This window comes from Streptomyces sp. NPDC048361, assembly GCF_040651795.1.
Taxonomy (GTDB): Bacteria; Actinomycetota; Actinomycetes; order Streptomycetales; family Streptomycetaceae; genus Streptomyces.
The window spans coordinates 17,638-33,904 of record NZ_JBEZKW010000071.1 but is presented as its reverse complement, the minus strand read 5'-3'; the positions used below and the strand labels follow the sequence as shown (position 1 = coordinate 33,904).

General features: G+C 69.2%; 19 protein-coding genes. 6 read left to right on the top strand and 13 right to left on the bottom strand.

The features are described 5' to 3' along the window. Positions 1–491: 491 nt before the first annotated feature. On the bottom strand, positions 492–1,967 hold the full coding sequence (locus AB0D31_RS29820; RefSeq protein WP_362728858.1) for an MFS transporter: 1,476 nt from the start codon (positions 1,965–1,967) through the stop codon (positions 492–494). Between the two features lie 152 nt (positions 1,968–2,119). On the opposite strand from AB0D31_RS29820, the gene AB0D31_RS29815 reads away from it, so the two are divergent. Both AB0D31_RS29815 and AB0D31_RS29810 read left to right on the top strand, forming a co-directional pair. Beyond that, a complete protein-coding gene (locus AB0D31_RS29815; protein ID WP_362728856.1) occupies positions 2,120–2,731 on the top strand; it encodes a helix-turn-helix domain-containing protein in 612 nt (203 codons plus the stop codon). Positions 2,732–2,865: 134 nt separating this feature from the next. Then, positions 2,866–3,072, top strand: a complete 207-nt coding sequence (locus tag AB0D31_RS29810; protein ID WP_362728854.1) for a hypothetical protein — start codon at positions 2,866–2,868, stop codon at positions 3,070–3,072. Here AB0D31_RS29810 and AB0D31_RS29805 read toward each other — a convergent pair whose 3' ends face one another. Next, positions 3,073–4,290, bottom strand: coding sequence for a PLP-dependent aminotransferase family protein (locus AB0D31_RS29805; RefSeq protein WP_362728852.1), 1,218 nt, complete (start codon positions 4,288–4,290; stop codon positions 3,073–3,075). It abuts the gene before it with no gap. 154 nt (positions 4,291–4,444) lie between these two features. After that, complete coding sequence (locus AB0D31_RS29800; protein WP_362728850.1) at positions 4,445–4,855, bottom strand: ATP-binding protein; 411 nt, start codon at positions 4,853–4,855, stop codon at positions 4,445–4,447. 113 nt (positions 4,856–4,968) lie between these two features. Between AB0D31_RS29800 and AB0D31_RS29795 the strand changes: the two genes are divergently transcribed. The 3 genes from AB0D31_RS29795 to AB0D31_RS29785 are packed head-to-tail and all read left to right on the top strand — an operon-like array spanning position 4,969 to position 6,286. Beyond that, entirely contained in the window at positions 4,969–5,796 is an 828-nt protein-coding gene (locus AB0D31_RS29795) for a Scr1 family TA system antitoxin-like transcriptional regulator (RefSeq protein ID WP_362728848.1), read from the top strand. Next, positions 5,793–6,026, top strand: coding sequence for a DUF397 domain-containing protein (locus AB0D31_RS29790; RefSeq protein ID WP_362728846.1), 234 nt, complete (start codon positions 5,793–5,795; stop codon positions 6,024–6,026). Before AB0D31_RS29795 ends, AB0D31_RS29790 begins: the two co-directional genes overlap by 4 nt. A 26-nt stretch (positions 6,027–6,052) precedes the next feature. After that, complete coding sequence (locus AB0D31_RS29785; protein ID WP_362728844.1) at positions 6,053–6,286, top strand: DUF397 domain-containing protein; 234 nt, start codon at positions 6,053–6,055, stop codon at positions 6,284–6,286. Positions 6,287–6,309: 23 nt separating this feature from the next. Here the strand turns inward: AB0D31_RS29785 and AB0D31_RS29780 are convergent, their stop codons facing one another. Together AB0D31_RS29780 and AB0D31_RS29775 are read right to left on the bottom strand one after the other, a co-directional pair. Then, positions 6,310–7,014: a DUF4232 domain-containing protein gene (locus AB0D31_RS29780; protein WP_362728842.1), complete on the bottom strand. Its 705-nt coding sequence runs from the start codon at positions 7,012–7,014 to the stop codon at positions 6,310–6,312. Positions 7,015–7,234: 220 nt separating this feature from the next. Then, the gene (locus AB0D31_RS29775) at positions 7,235–7,714 is read right to left on the bottom strand and encodes a hypothetical protein (RefSeq protein WP_362728840.1); all 480 of its coding nucleotides are present in this window, start codon (positions 7,712–7,714) and stop codon (positions 7,235–7,237) included. 428 nt (positions 7,715–8,142) lie between these two features. Between AB0D31_RS29775 and AB0D31_RS29770 the strand changes: the two genes are divergently transcribed. Next, positions 8,143–8,802: a hypothetical protein gene (locus AB0D31_RS29770; RefSeq protein WP_362728838.1), complete on the top strand. Its 660-nt coding sequence runs from the start codon at positions 8,143–8,145 to the stop codon at positions 8,800–8,802. Between the two features lie 138 nt (positions 8,803–8,940). Here the strand turns inward: AB0D31_RS29770 and AB0D31_RS29765 are convergent, their stop codons facing one another. From AB0D31_RS29765 to hemB, 8 genes are all read right to left on the bottom strand, one after another. Further along, on the bottom strand, positions 8,941–9,414 hold the full coding sequence (locus AB0D31_RS29765; protein WP_362728836.1) for a hypothetical protein: 474 nt from the start codon (positions 9,412–9,414) through the stop codon (positions 8,941–8,943). A gap of 40 nt (positions 9,415–9,454) precedes the next feature. After that, positions 9,455–10,870: a DUF6177 family protein gene (locus tag AB0D31_RS29760; protein WP_362728834.1), complete on the bottom strand. Its 1,416-nt coding sequence runs from the start codon at positions 10,868–10,870 to the stop codon at positions 9,455–9,457. A gap of 370 nt (positions 10,871–11,240) precedes the next feature. Next, positions 11,241–11,735 carry a hypothetical protein gene (locus AB0D31_RS29755; protein WP_362728832.1) on the bottom strand — a complete coding sequence of 165 codons (495 nt, stop codon included), beginning with the start codon at positions 11,733–11,735 and terminating at the stop codon, positions 11,241–11,243. Between the two features lie 8 nt (positions 11,736–11,743). Further along, positions 11,744–13,714 carry a hypothetical protein gene (locus AB0D31_RS29750; RefSeq protein ID WP_362728830.1) on the bottom strand — a complete coding sequence of 657 codons (1,971 nt, stop codon included), beginning with the start codon at positions 13,712–13,714 and terminating at the stop codon, positions 11,744–11,746. A gap of 3 nt (positions 13,715–13,717) precedes the next feature. Further along, positions 13,718–14,110: a DUF6507 family protein gene (locus AB0D31_RS29745; RefSeq protein WP_362728828.1), complete on the bottom strand. Its 393-nt coding sequence runs from the start codon at positions 14,108–14,110 to the stop codon at positions 13,718–13,720. A gap of 52 nt (positions 14,111–14,162) precedes the next feature. Further along, a complete protein-coding gene (locus AB0D31_RS29740) occupies positions 14,163–14,474 on the bottom strand; it encodes a pore-forming ESAT-6 family protein (protein WP_362728826.1) in 312 nt (103 codons plus the stop codon). Between the two features lie 21 nt (positions 14,475–14,495). Next, positions 14,496–14,831 carry a hypothetical protein gene (locus AB0D31_RS29735; RefSeq protein ID WP_362728824.1) on the bottom strand — a complete coding sequence of 112 codons (336 nt, stop codon included), beginning with the start codon at positions 14,829–14,831 and terminating at the stop codon, positions 14,496–14,498. A 351-nt stretch (positions 14,832–15,182) separates the two neighbouring features. After that, a complete protein-coding gene (gene hemB, locus AB0D31_RS29730) occupies positions 15,183–16,175 on the bottom strand; it encodes a porphobilinogen synthase (protein WP_362728822.1) in 993 nt (330 codons plus the stop codon). Positions 16,176–16,267: the final 92 nt, after the last annotated feature.

The window sequence follows — 16,267 nt, the reverse complement described above, 5'->3', positions numbered from 1 at the left end:
GGACCCCGATGGACAGGCCCATGTCGTGAAAGAGCGGCAGCCAGCTCGCGATGGGGGTCTCGGCGCCCAGGCCGCACCCGTCGATGACCTGCCGGCCGCCCGGCATCGAGCAGCGAAGGGCCGCCACCTGTGACACCGCGCGGCTCCACCACGGAAGGCGCGACCGCTCAGCACCGGGTGCCCTACAGGGGCGCGGGGAACTGCGCGAGCAAGCCAGCACGGCCCGCACCCAAAAGCGGGGTCAGCGGCACGGGGAACTGCGCCAAAGAGACCGAGCAAGCACACACCGCCCAGCATCGATCAGTCAGGGGCGCGGGGAACTGCGCGAGCAAGCCAGCACGGCCCGCACCCAAAAGCGGGGTCAGGGGCGCGGGGAACTGCGCGAATGCCCCCGGCCGCCGGACAAAAGCGGGATTCCGCCCGCAAGCCACGCTCTCAACTCCCTTGCGGAGCAAACCACGCTCTCACCCCCTGCGGCGCAGGCCACGCACTCAACTCCCCTGCGGCGCACGCCAATCCCGCACCAACCCCGCCACCGCAACCCCCAACGCCAGCAGAACCAAACCCGCCGCCACGGCAAACGTCACCCGCATCCCCGAAGCCACCGCCACCGCCCCCGCCGAGGCAACCGCACCCCCGGCGGCGGACACGGAACCGGAACCCGCCGCCCCCGCCGCCGCCGCGAACACCGCCCCCATCACCGCCGTCCCCGTAATGAGCCCCAGATTGCGCGAGAGATGCAGCATCCCGGAAGTCACGCCCCGCCGCTCCGGAGTCACATCGGCAAGCACCGCCGTGTTGTTGGCCGTCTGGAACACCGCGTAGCCGCCGGTGACGACCACCAGCGGGCCGACGTATCCGAGCACGCCGAACGACACCGGCGTCACCGACAGGAGCACACACCCGGCCGCTGACGCCGCGAGCCCGGCGACCGTCGTGCGGCCCGCGCCGAAGCGGTCCACGAACCGGCCCGCCGGCACCCCGGACAGCGCGGCGACGAGCGGCCCGGCGGACAGGACGAGGCCCACCAGGGCGTCCTGGAGGCCGAGCGCACGGGAGAGGTAGAACGGCCCGACCACCAGCGTCGCCATCATCACCGTGGAGACGAGCGCGCTCATCACGAGGCTCGCGCTCAGCGCCGGGTCACGGAACATGGCCGGCCGGAACAGCGGCGACGCCGCCCGCGTCTCGACCCGTACGAAGACGACGGCGCCCGCCCCGGCAGCGACGAGCAACGCCACGCCGAGCGCGCCGACCCGGCCGTGCCCGAGCGTCATGGCGAGCGCGTACGCCGTGAGCGTGGCGGCGAGCAGCACCGTGCCCAGCCGGTCGAACCCCGCACCCGGGGTGCCGGTCCGCTCCCGATCGGCGGGCACGTACCGGCGGACGAGCAACAGGCTCACGAGCCCGAGCGGCACGGCGACGAGGAAGACCGCCCGCCAGCCGAACCCCGCGATCAGCACACCGCCGAGCGACGGGCCGAGCGCGGTACCGGTCGCGGACATCGTGCCGAGCAGCCCCATCGCCCGCCCGGTCCGCTCCTTGGGCACGGTCTCGCCGACGAACGCGAGAGTGAGCGCCATCATCACCGCCGCGCCGACCCCCTGCGCCGCCCGCGCCGCGATCAGCACCCCGAGGGCGGGCGCGGCCCCGCACAGCAGCGAGGCCGCCGTGAACAGCGCGATCCCCGCGAGGAGCAGCCGCCGCCGGCCGAGCAGATCACCGAGCCGCCCGGCGCCCACGATGAGCGCGGTCACGGCGAGCAGATACGCGAGGACGACCCACTGCACCTGCTGGAACGAGGCACCGAACGCGTGGGTCAGGCCCGGCAGGGCGACATTGGCGCTGCTGGTGCCGAGCGAGGACAGCAGCATGGAGAGCGAGAGCCCGGCCAACGCCCACCGGACCGACCCCGGCCCCGCCGCACCCGTGCCCGCCCCTGCTTGCGACTCGCGCCCCGCAGCCACCCCGGGCACTTCTCTGTCGATGGACGCCACTCTGAACCCCGCTCTCCGCGCCGGAGCCCGCCGAAGGGGCTCATGCCGGAGAAGGTGCTCCCTTGCACCGGGAACAGCAACAAACGTTGCCAGTTCCGGGACGGGCGGGGTGGAATGCCCGCATGGCGCACACGGAACAGCCCAAGGCCGCACCTCTCCCCTCGCCCCACCAGGCGGTACTGGACGAGGTGGGCCCCCGGCTGCGGCGGCTGCGCGCGCAGCGCGGGTTGAGCCTGGCCGCGCTCGCCGCGACGACCGGGATCTCGAAGAGCACCCTGTCCCGGCTGGAGTCGGGGCAGCGCCGCCCGAGCCTCGAACTCCTGCTGCCGCTCGCGAGCGCGTACGGCGTGCCGCTCGACGACCTGGTGGGCGCGCCCGAGGTCGGCGACCCCCGGGTCCGGCTCACCCCGCGCCCGCTGCGCAACGGCGGCACGTTCGTCCCGCTGACCAGGACCCCGGGCCCCCTCCAGGCGTACAAGCTCCTCATCCCGAACCGGGGCACAGAACCCGACCTGCGCTCTCACGACGGGTACGAGTGGCTGTACGTCCTCGACGGCAGGCTGCGGCTCGTCCTCGGCGAGCACGACCTGGTCCTGGGCCCGGGGGAGGTCGCCGAATGGGACACGAAGGTGCAGCACTGGTTCAGCAGCGCGGACCTCCGCCCGGTGGAGGTGCTGAGCCTGTTCGGCCGACAGGGGGAACGCATGCATGTGCGGGCGAAGCCAAGGGCCTGACGCCCGGGCCTGACCAGCTCACCCGGACCGGGTCGGCGCGTCCCGCGGCCACCGGATCGTGTCGCAGGACGGCCAGGATCGTTGGCGTTCACGAACATCCCGTGTTGAGCGAGAGGTGAATTCCTGTGCGTCACATGAGCATGGCCCTGGCCACGGCGGTCGTGGCCATCGGCCTGGCCGCCCCGATGGCGAGCGCCGCCCCCGTCTCCAAGCCCGCACCGCCGTACACGTACGCGTCCTGCCTGGCCGCCACCAAGCAGAAGGGCGAGTCCCCCTCCTACAGCAAGTGGCACTGCGACCAGCTGGTGAAGAAGGGCTGGGTCAAGCCGCCGAAGCACTGATCACCGGAGTCGGTTCCCCCCGCCGTCGAAGGCCCGGCCCAACCGGGTGAGCCCCTCGCGGATCTCGTCCGGGGCCGAGGTGACGAAGCAGAGCCGCAGGGAGGCGGTGTCGGGGGTGCCGGCGAAGAAGGGCGCGCCGGGGACGTAGGCGACATCGTGCTCAACCACGCGCGGCAGCAGGGCAGTTGCGTCACAGCCCGCCGGGAGCCTGGCCCACAGGAACATGCCGCCTTCGGGCCGGTTCCAGGTCGAGCCCTCGGGCAGCGCGCCGCCCAGCCCCGCGAGCATGGCATCCCGGCGCTCCCCGTAGGCGGCCCGCACGGTGGCGAGGTGCGCGTCCAGGTCCCGGTCCGCCAAGTACCGTGCGGCGGCGAGCTGGTTGATGGTCGGGGTGTGCAGGTCGGAGGCCTGCTTGGCTATGACGCAGGCGCGCAGCAGGTCGTGCGGGGCGCGCATCCAGCCGAGGCGCAGACCCGGCGCCATGATCTTGGAGTAGCTGCTGAGCAGCACCGTGCGGTCGGCGGCGTCCTCGTACGAGGAGATCCACGGCACGTGCTCGCCCTCGTAGCGCAGCTCACCGTACGGGTCGTCCTCCACGATCCACAGCCCGCGCCGCACGGCGACGTCGGCGACGGCACGGCGCCGCTCGGCGGTCATGGTGCGGCCGGTGGGGTTCTGGAAGGTGGGCACGGAGTAGAAGAGCTTCGGCCGCTCGCGCACGACGAGCGCGTCGAGGGTGGCCGGGTCGGGCCCGTCGTCGTCGCAGGGCACCGCGACGACCCGCGCCCCGGCGAAGCCGAAGACCTGCAACGCGGCGAGGTAGCACGGGTCCTCGACGAGGACGACGTCGCCGGGTTCGAGCAGGGCGGCGGCGAGCAGGGTGAGCCCCTGCTGCGAGCCGGTGGTGATGAGCAGGTCGTCGGGGCCGGTGGCGAGCCCGCGCTTGGTGACCCGGTCGGCGGTGGCGGCCCGCAGCGCCGGGCTGCCCTCGGTCGTGGAGTACTGGAGCGCGGCGGGCGCCTGCTCGTCCAGCACCGCCCGGAACGCGGCGGCCATGCCCGCGCCGTCGAACAGCTCGGGAGCGGGCAGACCCCCGGCGAAGGAGATCACCTCGGGCCGGGCGGTGAGCGCCAGGATCTCCCGTACGGGGGAGGCACCGACGGACGCGGCACGCGCGGCGAGCGGGGGCACGGCGGCGGCCGAAGAGGCGGCGGGCATGGGGCGGCTCCTGTCGGGTTTGCTCGGACGTCCTACTACCAGCTACCCGGCACCCTACGCAGCGCCCCACCGCACACATCCGGCCATTCCAGCATCCGGGCGCCCGTCTCGGCATGCGGTCATAGGGTGAGGTATCCACGCCGAGCCGTGCGGCTCAACTCATCCTCGTACAAACAAATTCGCACCACACCGCCTTGCCGGGCTCGCGCTCCCCCACCCCCCACTTGTCGGCCACGGCCTCGACGAGCAGCAGCCCGCGCCCACCCTCGGCCCCCGTATTCACACCCTTCGCGACCCCGGGGACCCCGCCCCCGCTGTCCTGCACCTCGACCCGCATGACGGCTCCATCGCACAGCCCCATCCGCAACAGAAACCCCCGCCCGGGCGGCACCCCGTGGAGCAGCGCGTTGGTGACGAGCTCGCTGACACAGAGCAGGACGTCGTCACGCCGGTGCGCGAACCCCCAGTCGGAGAGGGCCTCTTCGGCGAACACCCGCGCGGCGGGAACGGATTGGCGCCGCCGGAGATAGAAGCGTTCGCGGATTTCGTTCTCGTTCACGTTCATGAGGGGAGGGTTTCGGAGGGGGAGGAGCGGGGTGCAGTGCGCCGACCCGTACACAATTTTTGTACGGGTCGGTGATGCGTAACGTACGGGCGGGTGTGGGGAGTTGGTGGGACATGCGACGCCCAAGGAAGCTGTCCCGGAAGAACACGTCGGCGATGAAGTTGGTCGGCGCCCTCGTGGCGAACTTCAGGGAAGCCGCCGGCATGACCCAGAAGGAACTGGCCCATCGTGCGCTCCTTCACCTGGAGATGATTGCCTCGATCGAACAGGGCCGTCGCCTCCTCAAACCCGACCTGGCCCGCTCCCTGGACGGCATCCTCGACACGAAGGGCGCCCTGGAGACGGCGGTGGCCAACATGCCGGAGATCGATCTGATCCCGGCGTGGGCGGAGGAGTACATGGACCTGGAGCGGGAGGCCATCGCGCTGTCCTGGTTCGAGAACCAGGTACTGCCAGGCCTGCTCCAGACGGAGAACTACGCTCAGGCGGTCTTCTTGAGCAAGGTGCCCGCGATGAGCGAGGACGAGATCATCGCGCAGGTCGCGAAGCGATTGGAGCGGCAGGACATACTGCACCAGAAGGAGCCGCCGACCCTCAGCTTCGTCATCTCCGAGGCCATCCTGCGGGACCGCTTGGGCAGCGACGCGGTGCACACCGAGGTGCTGCGGCACCTGCGTTCCTGCGCCTCCCTGCCGGGCCTCACCATCCAGGTGATGCCGCTGGGAAGGCATACCCATGCCGGGCTCAACGGCCCCTTCATCCTGGTGGAGACTCCGGACCATCAGCAGCTGGCCTACGCCGAGACCCAACGGGGCAGCCAGCTCGTCTCCGAGCCCGATGAGGTCAGTATCCTCGCGCAGAAATATGCGATGCTGCGGACGCAGGCTCTCAACTCCGAGCAAACGAGAGGCCTGTTGGACCGGCTACTAGGAGAGCAATGAGCATCGCACTTGCGTGGTTCAAGTCCAGCTACAGCGGCGACGAAGGCGGCGCCTGCCTCGAAATCGCCTGCGACTGGCGCAAGTCCAGTTACAGCGGCAGCGAAGGCGGCCAGTGCGTGGAGGTGGCAACCCACCCCTCAGCCATCCACGTCCGGGACTCCAAGGACCCGGGCGGCCCCTCCCTCACCCTTAACCCGACTGTTTGGCAGGGCTTCCTGACGTCCCTGTGAAACGGGGACTGGTTGCGAGGAGAGACATGAGCACCGAACGCACATGGTTCAAGTCCAGCTACAGCAGCGAAGAGGGCGGCGAATGCGTCGAGATCGCCTGCGACTGGCGTAAGTCGAGCTACAGCGGAAGCGACGGCGGCCAGTGCGTCGAGGTGGCAACCCACCCCTCAGCGATCCACGTCCGGGACTCCAAGGACCCGGAGGGCCCGGCCCTCACCCTGAACCCCACGGCGTGGCACGGTTTCGTCAGCGCGCTCTGAGCCGGGGCGGAGCCCGCCCGGGCTCAGTTGGTGTTGTGCGTGGGGTAGACCTGGACGTCGGCGTAGGAGCCCTTGACGTCGCCCGCACCCGAGGGCCAGTTCAGCGTGATCGTGTGGGTCTCGTTCGGCGGCGTCACCAGGATGTTGGTGGGGTGCGAGAGGCTCTTGCCGCTGGAGTCGATGGTGTACGCGATGTCGAAGACGGCGGCGTCACCGGGCTTGAGGGTGGTGATGCGCGGCTGGGCCTGACCCCGGGCTATGGGGTTCGAGGTGTGGTCGGCGTCCTTGATGTCGACGCCCGCGAAGCCGGTCGCGGAGCAGGTCTTGGAACCCCGGTTGATCATGGTGATGTTGATGCGGCCGGAGGTCTTGTCGGGCGCGGCGTTCTGGGCGTCGATGGCGAGGTCGGACGTCTTGCAGAACGTGGTCTTGCCGTCGCCCTTGCCGGTCCCGTTGACGGCGCCGTTGGCGGAGCCCTTTGCGCCGCCGGACTTGCCGCTGCTGGCGGTCGAGCCGCCGCCACCGGAGGTCTTTGCGCCGCCGTTGGACGAGGCTGAGGAGCCGGAGGAGTCGGAGGAACCGGGGTCGGCGGTGGCCGGGGCGGACGCGGCCGAGGAGGAGGAGCCGGCGGCCTGGCCGTTGGAGGAGTCGTCGCCGTTGCAGGCGGTGAGCGAGAACGTGGCGGCGACACCGAGGGCGGCGAGGGCGGCGATGCGGGTGAGCTTCATGGTGTTCCCCCAGGAGAGGCGTTCGTTCGGTCAGAACTATTTGTAACTCGCAGCGAGTTACGAGCGGTCTCCCACAAGGTCTTCGTTCTGTCACAGGCGACCCACATGAAGGGCACTCAGGAGCTGCATACGCCGGAACGGCCAACCGAGCAACCACGGCTGTGCTGACCGGAGTTGACGCCACGTGGCGCTACCGCTCACCGCGTCACGGGCGAGCCACTCAACCTGTTCGGCCATCGCGAGGCGCAGTCGAGAAACCCACGACGGGACCATCCTCCGAATGGGATACGACTACCTCGAAGGCTCGTTGAGGGAAGGCCGCGGCGAGACTCCGACGCCAGGACAGAGCGATCCGGTCCGCCAACTCACGCGCACCGGCCTCGGACGCAGGGTCCTCCGCGAGGTCGATGAACTGCCACAGACGGAACTGGTTGAGCGTGGCTTCGATCCGCGAGACGTCTCCCTGCAACTGCTCCTTCCAGCCTCGGAAGTTGGCCGGATCGTAGGCGCGGTCCCAGAGCACACAGCCTTCCACCTCCACGAAGCGCGGCATGAGCACCCGTGCGAACGCGGCCCATTCTCCGAGACCCGCGTGCTGAGCGAGATAGTCCAGGTAGTCGAGCCCACCGCCGAACGCCTGCACCCACTCCTCTACGTCGGGAACTTCTCCCACATCAACAGGATCGCCGTACTCGCTCATCGCGGAAGCTCCTCGGGTCCGGGCGGGCGGGAGCCGGTGTCGACCGCCTCAAGTCCGCCCGCCTTGCGGCAAGCGAGCCTCCCCACGCTTTCATGAGCAACCTGCTTCGAGAACGCCGGTCGGCCCCTTGGCGCGGGGACCTCGCGCTCCCCCTGTCCAGGACGCCTGCCGGGCCGACCCAGGGGCGGCAAATCTCGTTTCCGCGCGTGCGAATGTTCCGGGAGAATCAACGTGACCCGGACGGTCGGACAGAAGCCTGACCGAGCGGGGCCGACCGTGGGCCGGATCGCGCCGGGCCCGGACGATGCCGCCGGGACCGAATCGAGCCCGGCCGAGCCGAGCATGGGGGCCGGCACACACCCCGGTACCCCGGTATCAGGCACCCCGCACCACCGCACCCCCGCCCCCTCCCCCGCTCCGGAGCCAGGATGACGAAACTGCCCATCACCCTCCACCAGGCTGCCCTGGGGGCCGAGACCTTCAAGGTCATACGGTCCGGGCAGCCGACCGTCCGGGCCGTACTCCTGGACCAGGATCGGTACCTGGGCGCCTACCTCGATCAGGACGCCGCCTACCAGGTGGCGGGGTTGTGGGAACTCGCAGCGTCCTCACCCCGGGCGCTGATTCACCTGCCGCTGCGGAAGAACTCCATGCCGTCCCTCGAACTTCCGTGCACCGGCCGCCCGTTGGACCTCGTCCTGCTGCATCACTCGCTGCACTTCGCACCCTCCCGCTGGAAGGAAGTACGCGCCCGGCTCGGCCCCGCCCGCCCCCGCACCCTGACGCTGCCGACCGGCCCTCACCCGGCCGAAGACACGACCGGCCTCGCGACCCGCCACCACAAGGAGAACCGCGACCTGTTCCACCAGCGCGTGCACGCCGACACGCTGTTCATGACGGGAAGCGCGACCCTGTTCGCGGAAACCGCCCGCCGCTTCCACGACCTCGCGCGCAACGGCCCCGTCTTCGCCCCTGGTCCGGCCACCTACCGGCACTACTGCACCGAGCTGCACTCCAGCGAGGGTCTCCTCGATCGTCGCGCCCGCGAGCTACACATCGAGTACTGCGATCAGTGGAGCGCGGCGTAGAAACACTGAGCCGGGCAGCTCTGTCGATCGGTCAGGTCGAGCAGCATCCAGAATCCCTCCACCTCGGCCGGCCGGGGTCCGGTCGCCCACCCTGCCCCCCGGTCGCCCGGCAGACTCCCCAGCGGGGGCCGGGCGGGCTCAGAGGGAACCGTCGGGTGTCGTCGTCCACTCGGCCTGGAGGTCGGCGGCACGCACAGTAATTGACGCGTCGGTCAAGGCGATCTCGTGCGTGAAGCCGCTGCCGCCGGCCGGGAGGATTTCATCAAGCAGGACGGTGTCGGCCTCCATCCAGTCGATGGAGCACTCATAGTCGATGGCGAAGTGCTCCACCCCGGAATACCTGAGACGCAAACCGGCATCGTGTTTCCATCGACTCGGCGCGAATTCCAGGACAAGCTCCCCGCTCTTGTCGGTTACCACCCGAATCCCGGAAAGCTCAAGATCCTTTACGCAGCGACCGTTTCCATGCCCCATGTCGTAATGTGCCGGATCGGAAGCAAAAGCCCAGGCGCCGGGAGGCAACTTGGCGCAGAGTGTGGGCAGTATGGCCAGGTAGGCCGTCGGGTCGAGAAAGAAACCGCCGGACTCCCAGACGGCCCTGACGTACTTCATGTGCAACCTTCCGCTGCGAGAAGCCAAGCCGTTGAAGCGTCTAGTTCAATGCTTGGGTCACTTGCCGCAGTTTGACCCAGGCGTCCGGCTGGGTTCCGTCGCCGAGGGTGTAGTGCAGGGCGGGGGCGGCGGCGGAGCCGAGCCGAAGGGGCGCCTGGTGCCGGAATGACGCTTCATCCTGGCCGAAGCCGGCCTGCCGTACCACCTCGGAGCCGAGCGTGAAGGAAACCGGCACGGGCAGGGCTTCGAAGTGTGAGGGGGCGGTCAGGTCACGGCGGCCGGTACGCAGGGTGGTGAGCATGGTGGCCAGATTGTGCCGGGCGGCGAGCAGTCGGGCCAGTTCGGGCAGGGCGTCCAGGGGCGGGGGGCTGCCGGGGGCGTACCCGAGGGCGAAGGCGATGTGCTCTTCGACGCCTGCCGTGCTGTGCAGGACTCGCGTGGTGGCGATCCCGGGGTTCTCCGGGTCGCCGACAGCCGTGAGCCAGGTGGGGACGGACTTTCTGGCGCGGGCACGGGCGAGGTCGGTCAACTGTCGCCTCGACCAAGGAAGGTTGACCGGCTCGGCCGTGCCCCAGCCTGCGGGGCGGGCCCCGGTCAGGTGGTGCCAGGCGGCTTCGAGGGCGCCGCCCAGGAGCAGGTCCTCGGTTGCGGGATGGATGGCGCGTATGGAGAGCAGGAGCTGCTGTTCTCCGGCGGCGGCCGCGGAGTCCTCGCCTGGCTTGAAGGGCTCGGCGATGCGGGCTTTGCCGCCTTCGTCGGGCGCGGGCCTGAAGGCACCGTCGTGCCAACGGAGTTGGACGCCGGAGATGCCGTCGTAATAGCCGTGTTCGGGATGCTGGATGATCCAGCGGTTGGGGTGCGTGGCGAGCGCGGCGCGAGTGGGTTGGGTGAGGCGGCAGGGTGGAGGGGTGACGAGGTGCAGGGCACGTCCACCGGCTGCCGCAGCGCTCAGGGCATCCGAGAGCCAGGTGGTCAACGCGATGACCGGGCGATCCTGAAGGATGACGGAGGCGTGATCCGTCTGGACGTCTACGGCCGGCGGGAGGTCGCCGCGTGTCGTGGGCGGGGTGAGGCCTGCGGTGTGGACGACGTCGGTGCGGGCGACATGAGGTGGCCAGACGGCGCCGCCCAGCACGGCGGTCACGCGTCCGGCGAAGGAAGCGGCGAGCCGCTCGCCCTCGGGGACGGCGGTGGTCGCACGGGCCTCCGTCCACCAGAAGGGGCCGTCCGGCACCGGCACTTGGCCACCGAGCAGACGGCGGGCCTCGTGCGGGTGATGAACCAGCTGAGGGGCCTCGACGGAGACGAGGGGCTCGCCGTCGGCGGTACAGAGCTGGAGGACCGCCCCGTCGGCGACCGCGTTGACCCGAAGCTCGGGCCCACCCGCGAATAGGCCGGCGAGAATGGTGGACGGGTCGGGCATGGTCGGGGTGAGGGCGATGACGTCCTTGGTCACGACTGCTCTGTTCCGTCGGTCGGCTGGATGGGTGGAGCGGAGGGGTAGACAAGAGGCGGCCGGAGTGTCGGACCGTGCGACATGAACAAGGCGCCACGGCTACCCGTTGCCCTCGGTGTGCGCATGCCCGAGCATCGGCTGTTCCCCGCGGCAGCGCCAACGGCTTTATCGCGGAGGCGGCGGCGGGGAGGACTTTTTTGCACGGTCCGGTGTTGGTGCGTGACCTGAGCGGCACCGTTTTCGAATGTGGTCCGAGTTGGACTTCCGCCGAATGACGCCTCGGTGAGGTCCGGCCCCCGACCGTCGATGATGTCAGGGGCCTTGAGCCCGTAACCCCCCACCCTCCCGAGCACGCTCTCGGCAATGCGGCTCAAGCCGCGAGCAGAGCCTTGGCGCGGAGGAAGATGTCGTCGTCCTCCAACTCCACGGCCTCCGCTTCGATATCGGTCACGATCCGCTGCAGAACCTTCGCCCACTCGCTGACGAAAACCCGCAAGGGGACCATCGAATCGCCTCGCTCGGCCAACAACGACTCATAGTTCCCGAGCGTGCTGTGCCAGCATGCTTGAATCCTCAGCGAATCACCCTCGCGAACAATTTTCCATTCGGCGGAGAAAGTATCGGACCCCCAGAAGACCTCGGCCTCCGAGAAGTCCGAGCGCTGAATTTCCTCAAGAAGGGGAACAAGGTCGTCGATAAGGGCGGCGAGGTCATAACCGTACGGAAGCCGAACCGGCACCAGATTCCACACGAGGATGGCGTCCTCGGCCTCGGCCGAGTACATCTCGCCGACTGCGTCGGCCATATCGGCGGCGGATTCACAGTTCCGAACGGTCGGGCAACCTGCCTGGATCGAGAAACTCATCGCCGTTCCTATCGCGTCGTCGGGTAAGCGTGAACCTTACCGTTGGGATACACCTTGACAAAGAGCGCATTCGGTATTCGCGTCGTCCCGTCGGGCATGTACTCGATGCAGCCATGCCCTCTGGGAAGCCTGAAGAATCCAGTCTTTCCGGGCCCCAGCTCAGCAGCACGTTCCGTAGCGTAGTGGACATCCGCCGGCGTCCCAAACTTCCCTTGCGGCTTGGCTTCCTTGCTCGCTCGAGCCGGCCCTTCGGACCAGTCGATTCCGTGTTTTGCACCCTTGAGTAGAGGCGCTTCCGGCTTGTATTTTTGACCGTTGACTTCAATTCCACGGCCGACTACGTCGATTTGCTTCTTCCTGCTGAGCCCGTCCAGTTCGCTCTGGCTCTTCATGAAGTCGGCCTGCTGGGCGTCGGTGACCGGGTGCGGATCCTCGGGAGCACCCGAGGGATGCTCGTTGCCCGGGGTCTCGTGGTCGGTGCCCTGGCCAGAACCATGGCCAGGGGAGTGCGGAGTGTGGGGCTCCCCGCCACCCGACGGCGTGTGCGAACCCGCACCGCTGCCCGAGCCACCGCTTGGCGCACGGTGAGTGGTCCCCGGAGGCAGGTTTTCCCCCGTGTGGGCGCTCGCTTCAGGCATGCGCCCACCGACCCCCGCAGGGTGGCGTTCCGGCGTGGCGGGGCGGGCGTCCGTTGGGGTCGACCCATGCTCCTCCGCCCCCTTGGGCGGCGCGTCAGTGACCGGCTTGCCGTCTTTGTCGTACACATGGAACCCGCCGTCTTCGACGACGACTTTGGCCCGGCCTTTGATGTCCCAGACGGTGTGGACGTGGTCCGCGTCGGCGCCCACCCGGATGCGGGACGCGAGTTCGCCGACGCTCGGCAACTTGCTGACCGCCACACCGCCCACTTTCAGGCCGACCACGACCGGGTCGAGGTAGGTACTGAGGTTGGCCGCCGTCTTGACCGCTTTGCTCGCCTTCGAGGCGGCCTCGCCGGCCTCACCGGCCTTCCCCAGCCCCCGCAGAAGCCCGGTCACTCCCCCGACGTTGAAGGTGACGGCACCTGCGGCCCTGGAGGGATTGTCGTGCCAGTTGTCCCAGGCGACCAATCCCTTGAAGGCCTCACGGAGGGCCGTCTTGTCGCGTTCCTCGTCAGGGTCGGGGGCGTCCGGACCGATCGTGTGGTCCATCACCCAGTCGTACGGCCAGAGCAGGTAGAGGCCGATCCCGCCGAAGACGTCTCCCACGCCGCTCCAGGCGTCGCCGGCCGAGCCCCCGATACCGACCAGATGGCCGAGGCCCTTGAGGGTACCGAGAGCCCCGTCGACCACGAAGCCGTCCCAGAAGAAGTTCTTGGCGAAGTAGCCAACCTCCCAGGGGTGGTGGGATTCGGATTCGGGCGTGCCCCAGGGAAGTTTGTCGGCGTGCTCCAGGTCGTCGAGGGCGTAGCCGTACATCACCGTCTGGGCATTCGAGGTGTGGCTGCCGTCGTCGTACACAAACTTGGGACCGCCGACGATCGCCGAGATTTTGCTCGCCGCCCGGTTCTCGGCATCCCGGAACGCACTTTCGGCGGAGCTCACGCCGTCCATGAGGTCCTTGTGCCGGCTGATTTTGTCCTCGTCGTACGTCCAGTCGTCACTTCCCCCAGCACTGTCGACGAACGCGATGGCGTCAGTCTTGAGCTGGGCCAGCCGTTTGGCGAGCGGTCGGGCCTCGACGGAGAACGTCTCCAGTGCGTCGGCCACCGTCTCCAGGTTCTGGGCGAAGATCTCGGCTTTGTCCAGCACCGGCCGCGTGGTGCCCAGGAGTTGTTCGGCCTCTGGCGCCTTGTAGACCCCCGCCAGTGCCTGGAAGCGGGAGTGCACGTCTTTGCCGCCGTTACGGATGCCTGTGGCATCCGTGCGCAGCGCTGACACGTCCTTCTCCAACTGGTCCAAGTTGCCGAGGAATTGGGGTATGCCGGACGGCTCGATCATGTGTTACTTCTTCCCGCCCTGCGGGCCGCCCGGCGTGGGCAGCTTGACCTCAGGCGCGGCGAGCGCCGAGTGCTCGGCGTTCGCGGCCAGCCCGAGGTCTCCGGCGACGTAGTACGCGGTCGCCTGGCGCGCGCCGTTCACGGACTTGGCCGCGCGTGCGCCGAGGAAGAGCACATCGCCCGCAGTCTTCTCCACGAACAGGGCCAGCGCCGCACCGATCGGCCCGGTGGGCGTGCCCACGCCGCAGTAGGCACCGCTGATCGTGCCGGCGGAACTCGCGGCGCTGGTCACGTTCGTCCCGTACGACGTGACGCTCTTGGCCACGTCATCCATCGCCATCCCGACCAGCGAAGTCACCGACTCCACCCCGGACGGCGAGACATCCCACCCCGACATGCCAAATCCCCGTTCCTGCGTCCCCGTGCATTAAAGACTTGCTGCGCTGTGGTCAGCCGATGGCGTCGACGGCCGCCTTCGCCTTGGACAGGGTGGAGTGGGCGGTGCCGTCGTTCAGTTCGAGCGTGCCGCGGACGAGGCGGATGATCTCGCGCACCTCGTTGGCGGCCTTGTTCCAGCGCAGTTCCTTGCCGTGGTACTCGTCCGATACGCCGTCCGCCGTGAACTCGGCCATCGCGGCCTTCACCGCGCGGTCGCGGTCGTTGAGGACACGCTCCAGGTGGCCGATGATCCCGGCCAGGCCGCCCTGTACTTCGGTGGAGGCGCCGGTGTCGTAGCTGCGCCGGTCCAGATTCTGCCCCATGGTCTCTGTCTCCCCCGAGAATTAGTGGCGGGCGCCGAAGCGGGCCGCGTCGAAGTTGGCCGACGCCATGTTCTGGTGGGCGTTGGACTCCTGCTCGTGGTCACCGGCACCGAACGCGTTGTCCATCCCGGACTGGCCGCCCAGAATGTCCTGCAACGACCCGTTCAGGTCATTGGTGATCTCGTCCGCGTGAATCTTGAACTGGTCGAACGCCGACTTGCCCGCGCCGTTGAACTTGCCCTCCAGCGGATCAGCCGCAGCGATCAACTGCCGGATCAACGTGCCCAGATCACTGCTGGACCCATCCGTGCTCTTGCCCAGATCGGACAGCGTCGTGGACCCCATGTCGAACTTCACGCACACACCCCCGCGTCGTCAGCCCCCATCAGGACGCCCCGCCGGTGAAGTGGCCACCCGCGTCCCGTACGTCCCACCGGTCAAGTGCAATTTTTATCGAACAAAAGTTGCAGCCGCAACGCGATTCCCAGCCAAGGGCGCAACACCGACCATGCCCCGGCCGGGTTTCCTGGTTAGGCACTTCACGTCCGAGCGAGGCCTTCCCCTCGTCGCACTTCGGAAGGGGCATGGGGGGCCGCGTTCTCAGAACTGAACATCGGCGAACCGAACACCGGGGAAGCGCAACACCGCCCCGCCTGCCTCGGGCGGGCAGGCGGGGCGGGTGCGCCGGGCGGGGCGGGTATGGCGGGGTCAGAGGTGGTCTCGGGCTACCTCGGTGGCCCAGTACGTGAGGATCATGTTCGCGCCGGCCCGCTTGATGCCGGTGAGGGTTTCCAGGATCGCGCGGTCGCGGTCGATCCAGCCCTTCTCGGCGGCCGCTTCGACCATCGCGTACTCGCCGCTGATCTGGTACGCCGCGACCGGCACGTCCACCGACTCGGCGACCTTGGCCAGGATGTCGAGGTACGGGCCGGCCGGCTTCACCATCACCATGTCCGCGCCCTCGGCCAGGTCCAGCGCCAACTCCCGCATGGACTCACGGGTGTTGGCCGGGTCCTGCTGATACGTCTTGCGGTCGCCGCGCAGGGACGAGCCGACGGCCTCGCGGAACGGGCCGTAGAACGCGGAGGAATACTTGGCGGTGTACGCCAGGATCGACACGTCCTCGTGGCCGGTCTGGTCCAACGCGTCCCGGATCACGCCGACTTGGCCGTCCATCATGCCGGAGGGCCCCACGACGTGGACCCCCGCGTCGGCCTGGACCTGGGCCATCTCCGCGTAGCGCTCCAGGGTGGCGTCGTTGTCGACGCGGCCGTCCGCGTCGAGCACGCCGCAGTGGCCGTGGTCGGTGTACTCGTCGAGGCACAGGTCGGACATGATGACCAGGTCGTCGCCGACCTCCTCGCGTACGGCGCGGATGGCGACCTGGAGGATGCCGTCGGGGTCGGTGCCCGCCGTACCGGCCGCGTCCTTCTTCTCGTCCTGCGGCACGCCGAACAGCATGATCCCGGCGACGCCCGCGCCGACCGCCTCGACGGCGGCCTTCCGCAGGGTGTCCAGGGTGTGCTGGGCCACGCCCGGCATGGCCTGGATCGGGACGGGTTCGGTGATCCCTTCCCGTACGAAGGCGGGGAGGATGAGGTCGGCGGGGTGCAGCCGGGTCTCCGCGACCATGCGGCGCATGGCGGGGGTGGTGCGCAGCCGACGGGGCCGGGCCCCGGGGAAGGATCCGTACACAGTCATGGCCTCTACGCTACGCCGGTGCGCGGGGCGGTTTTCCCCACCCCGTCCCTTCCCGAAGCGGCTGGGTATGCCCATGCGGGCCGGCGCCGAGC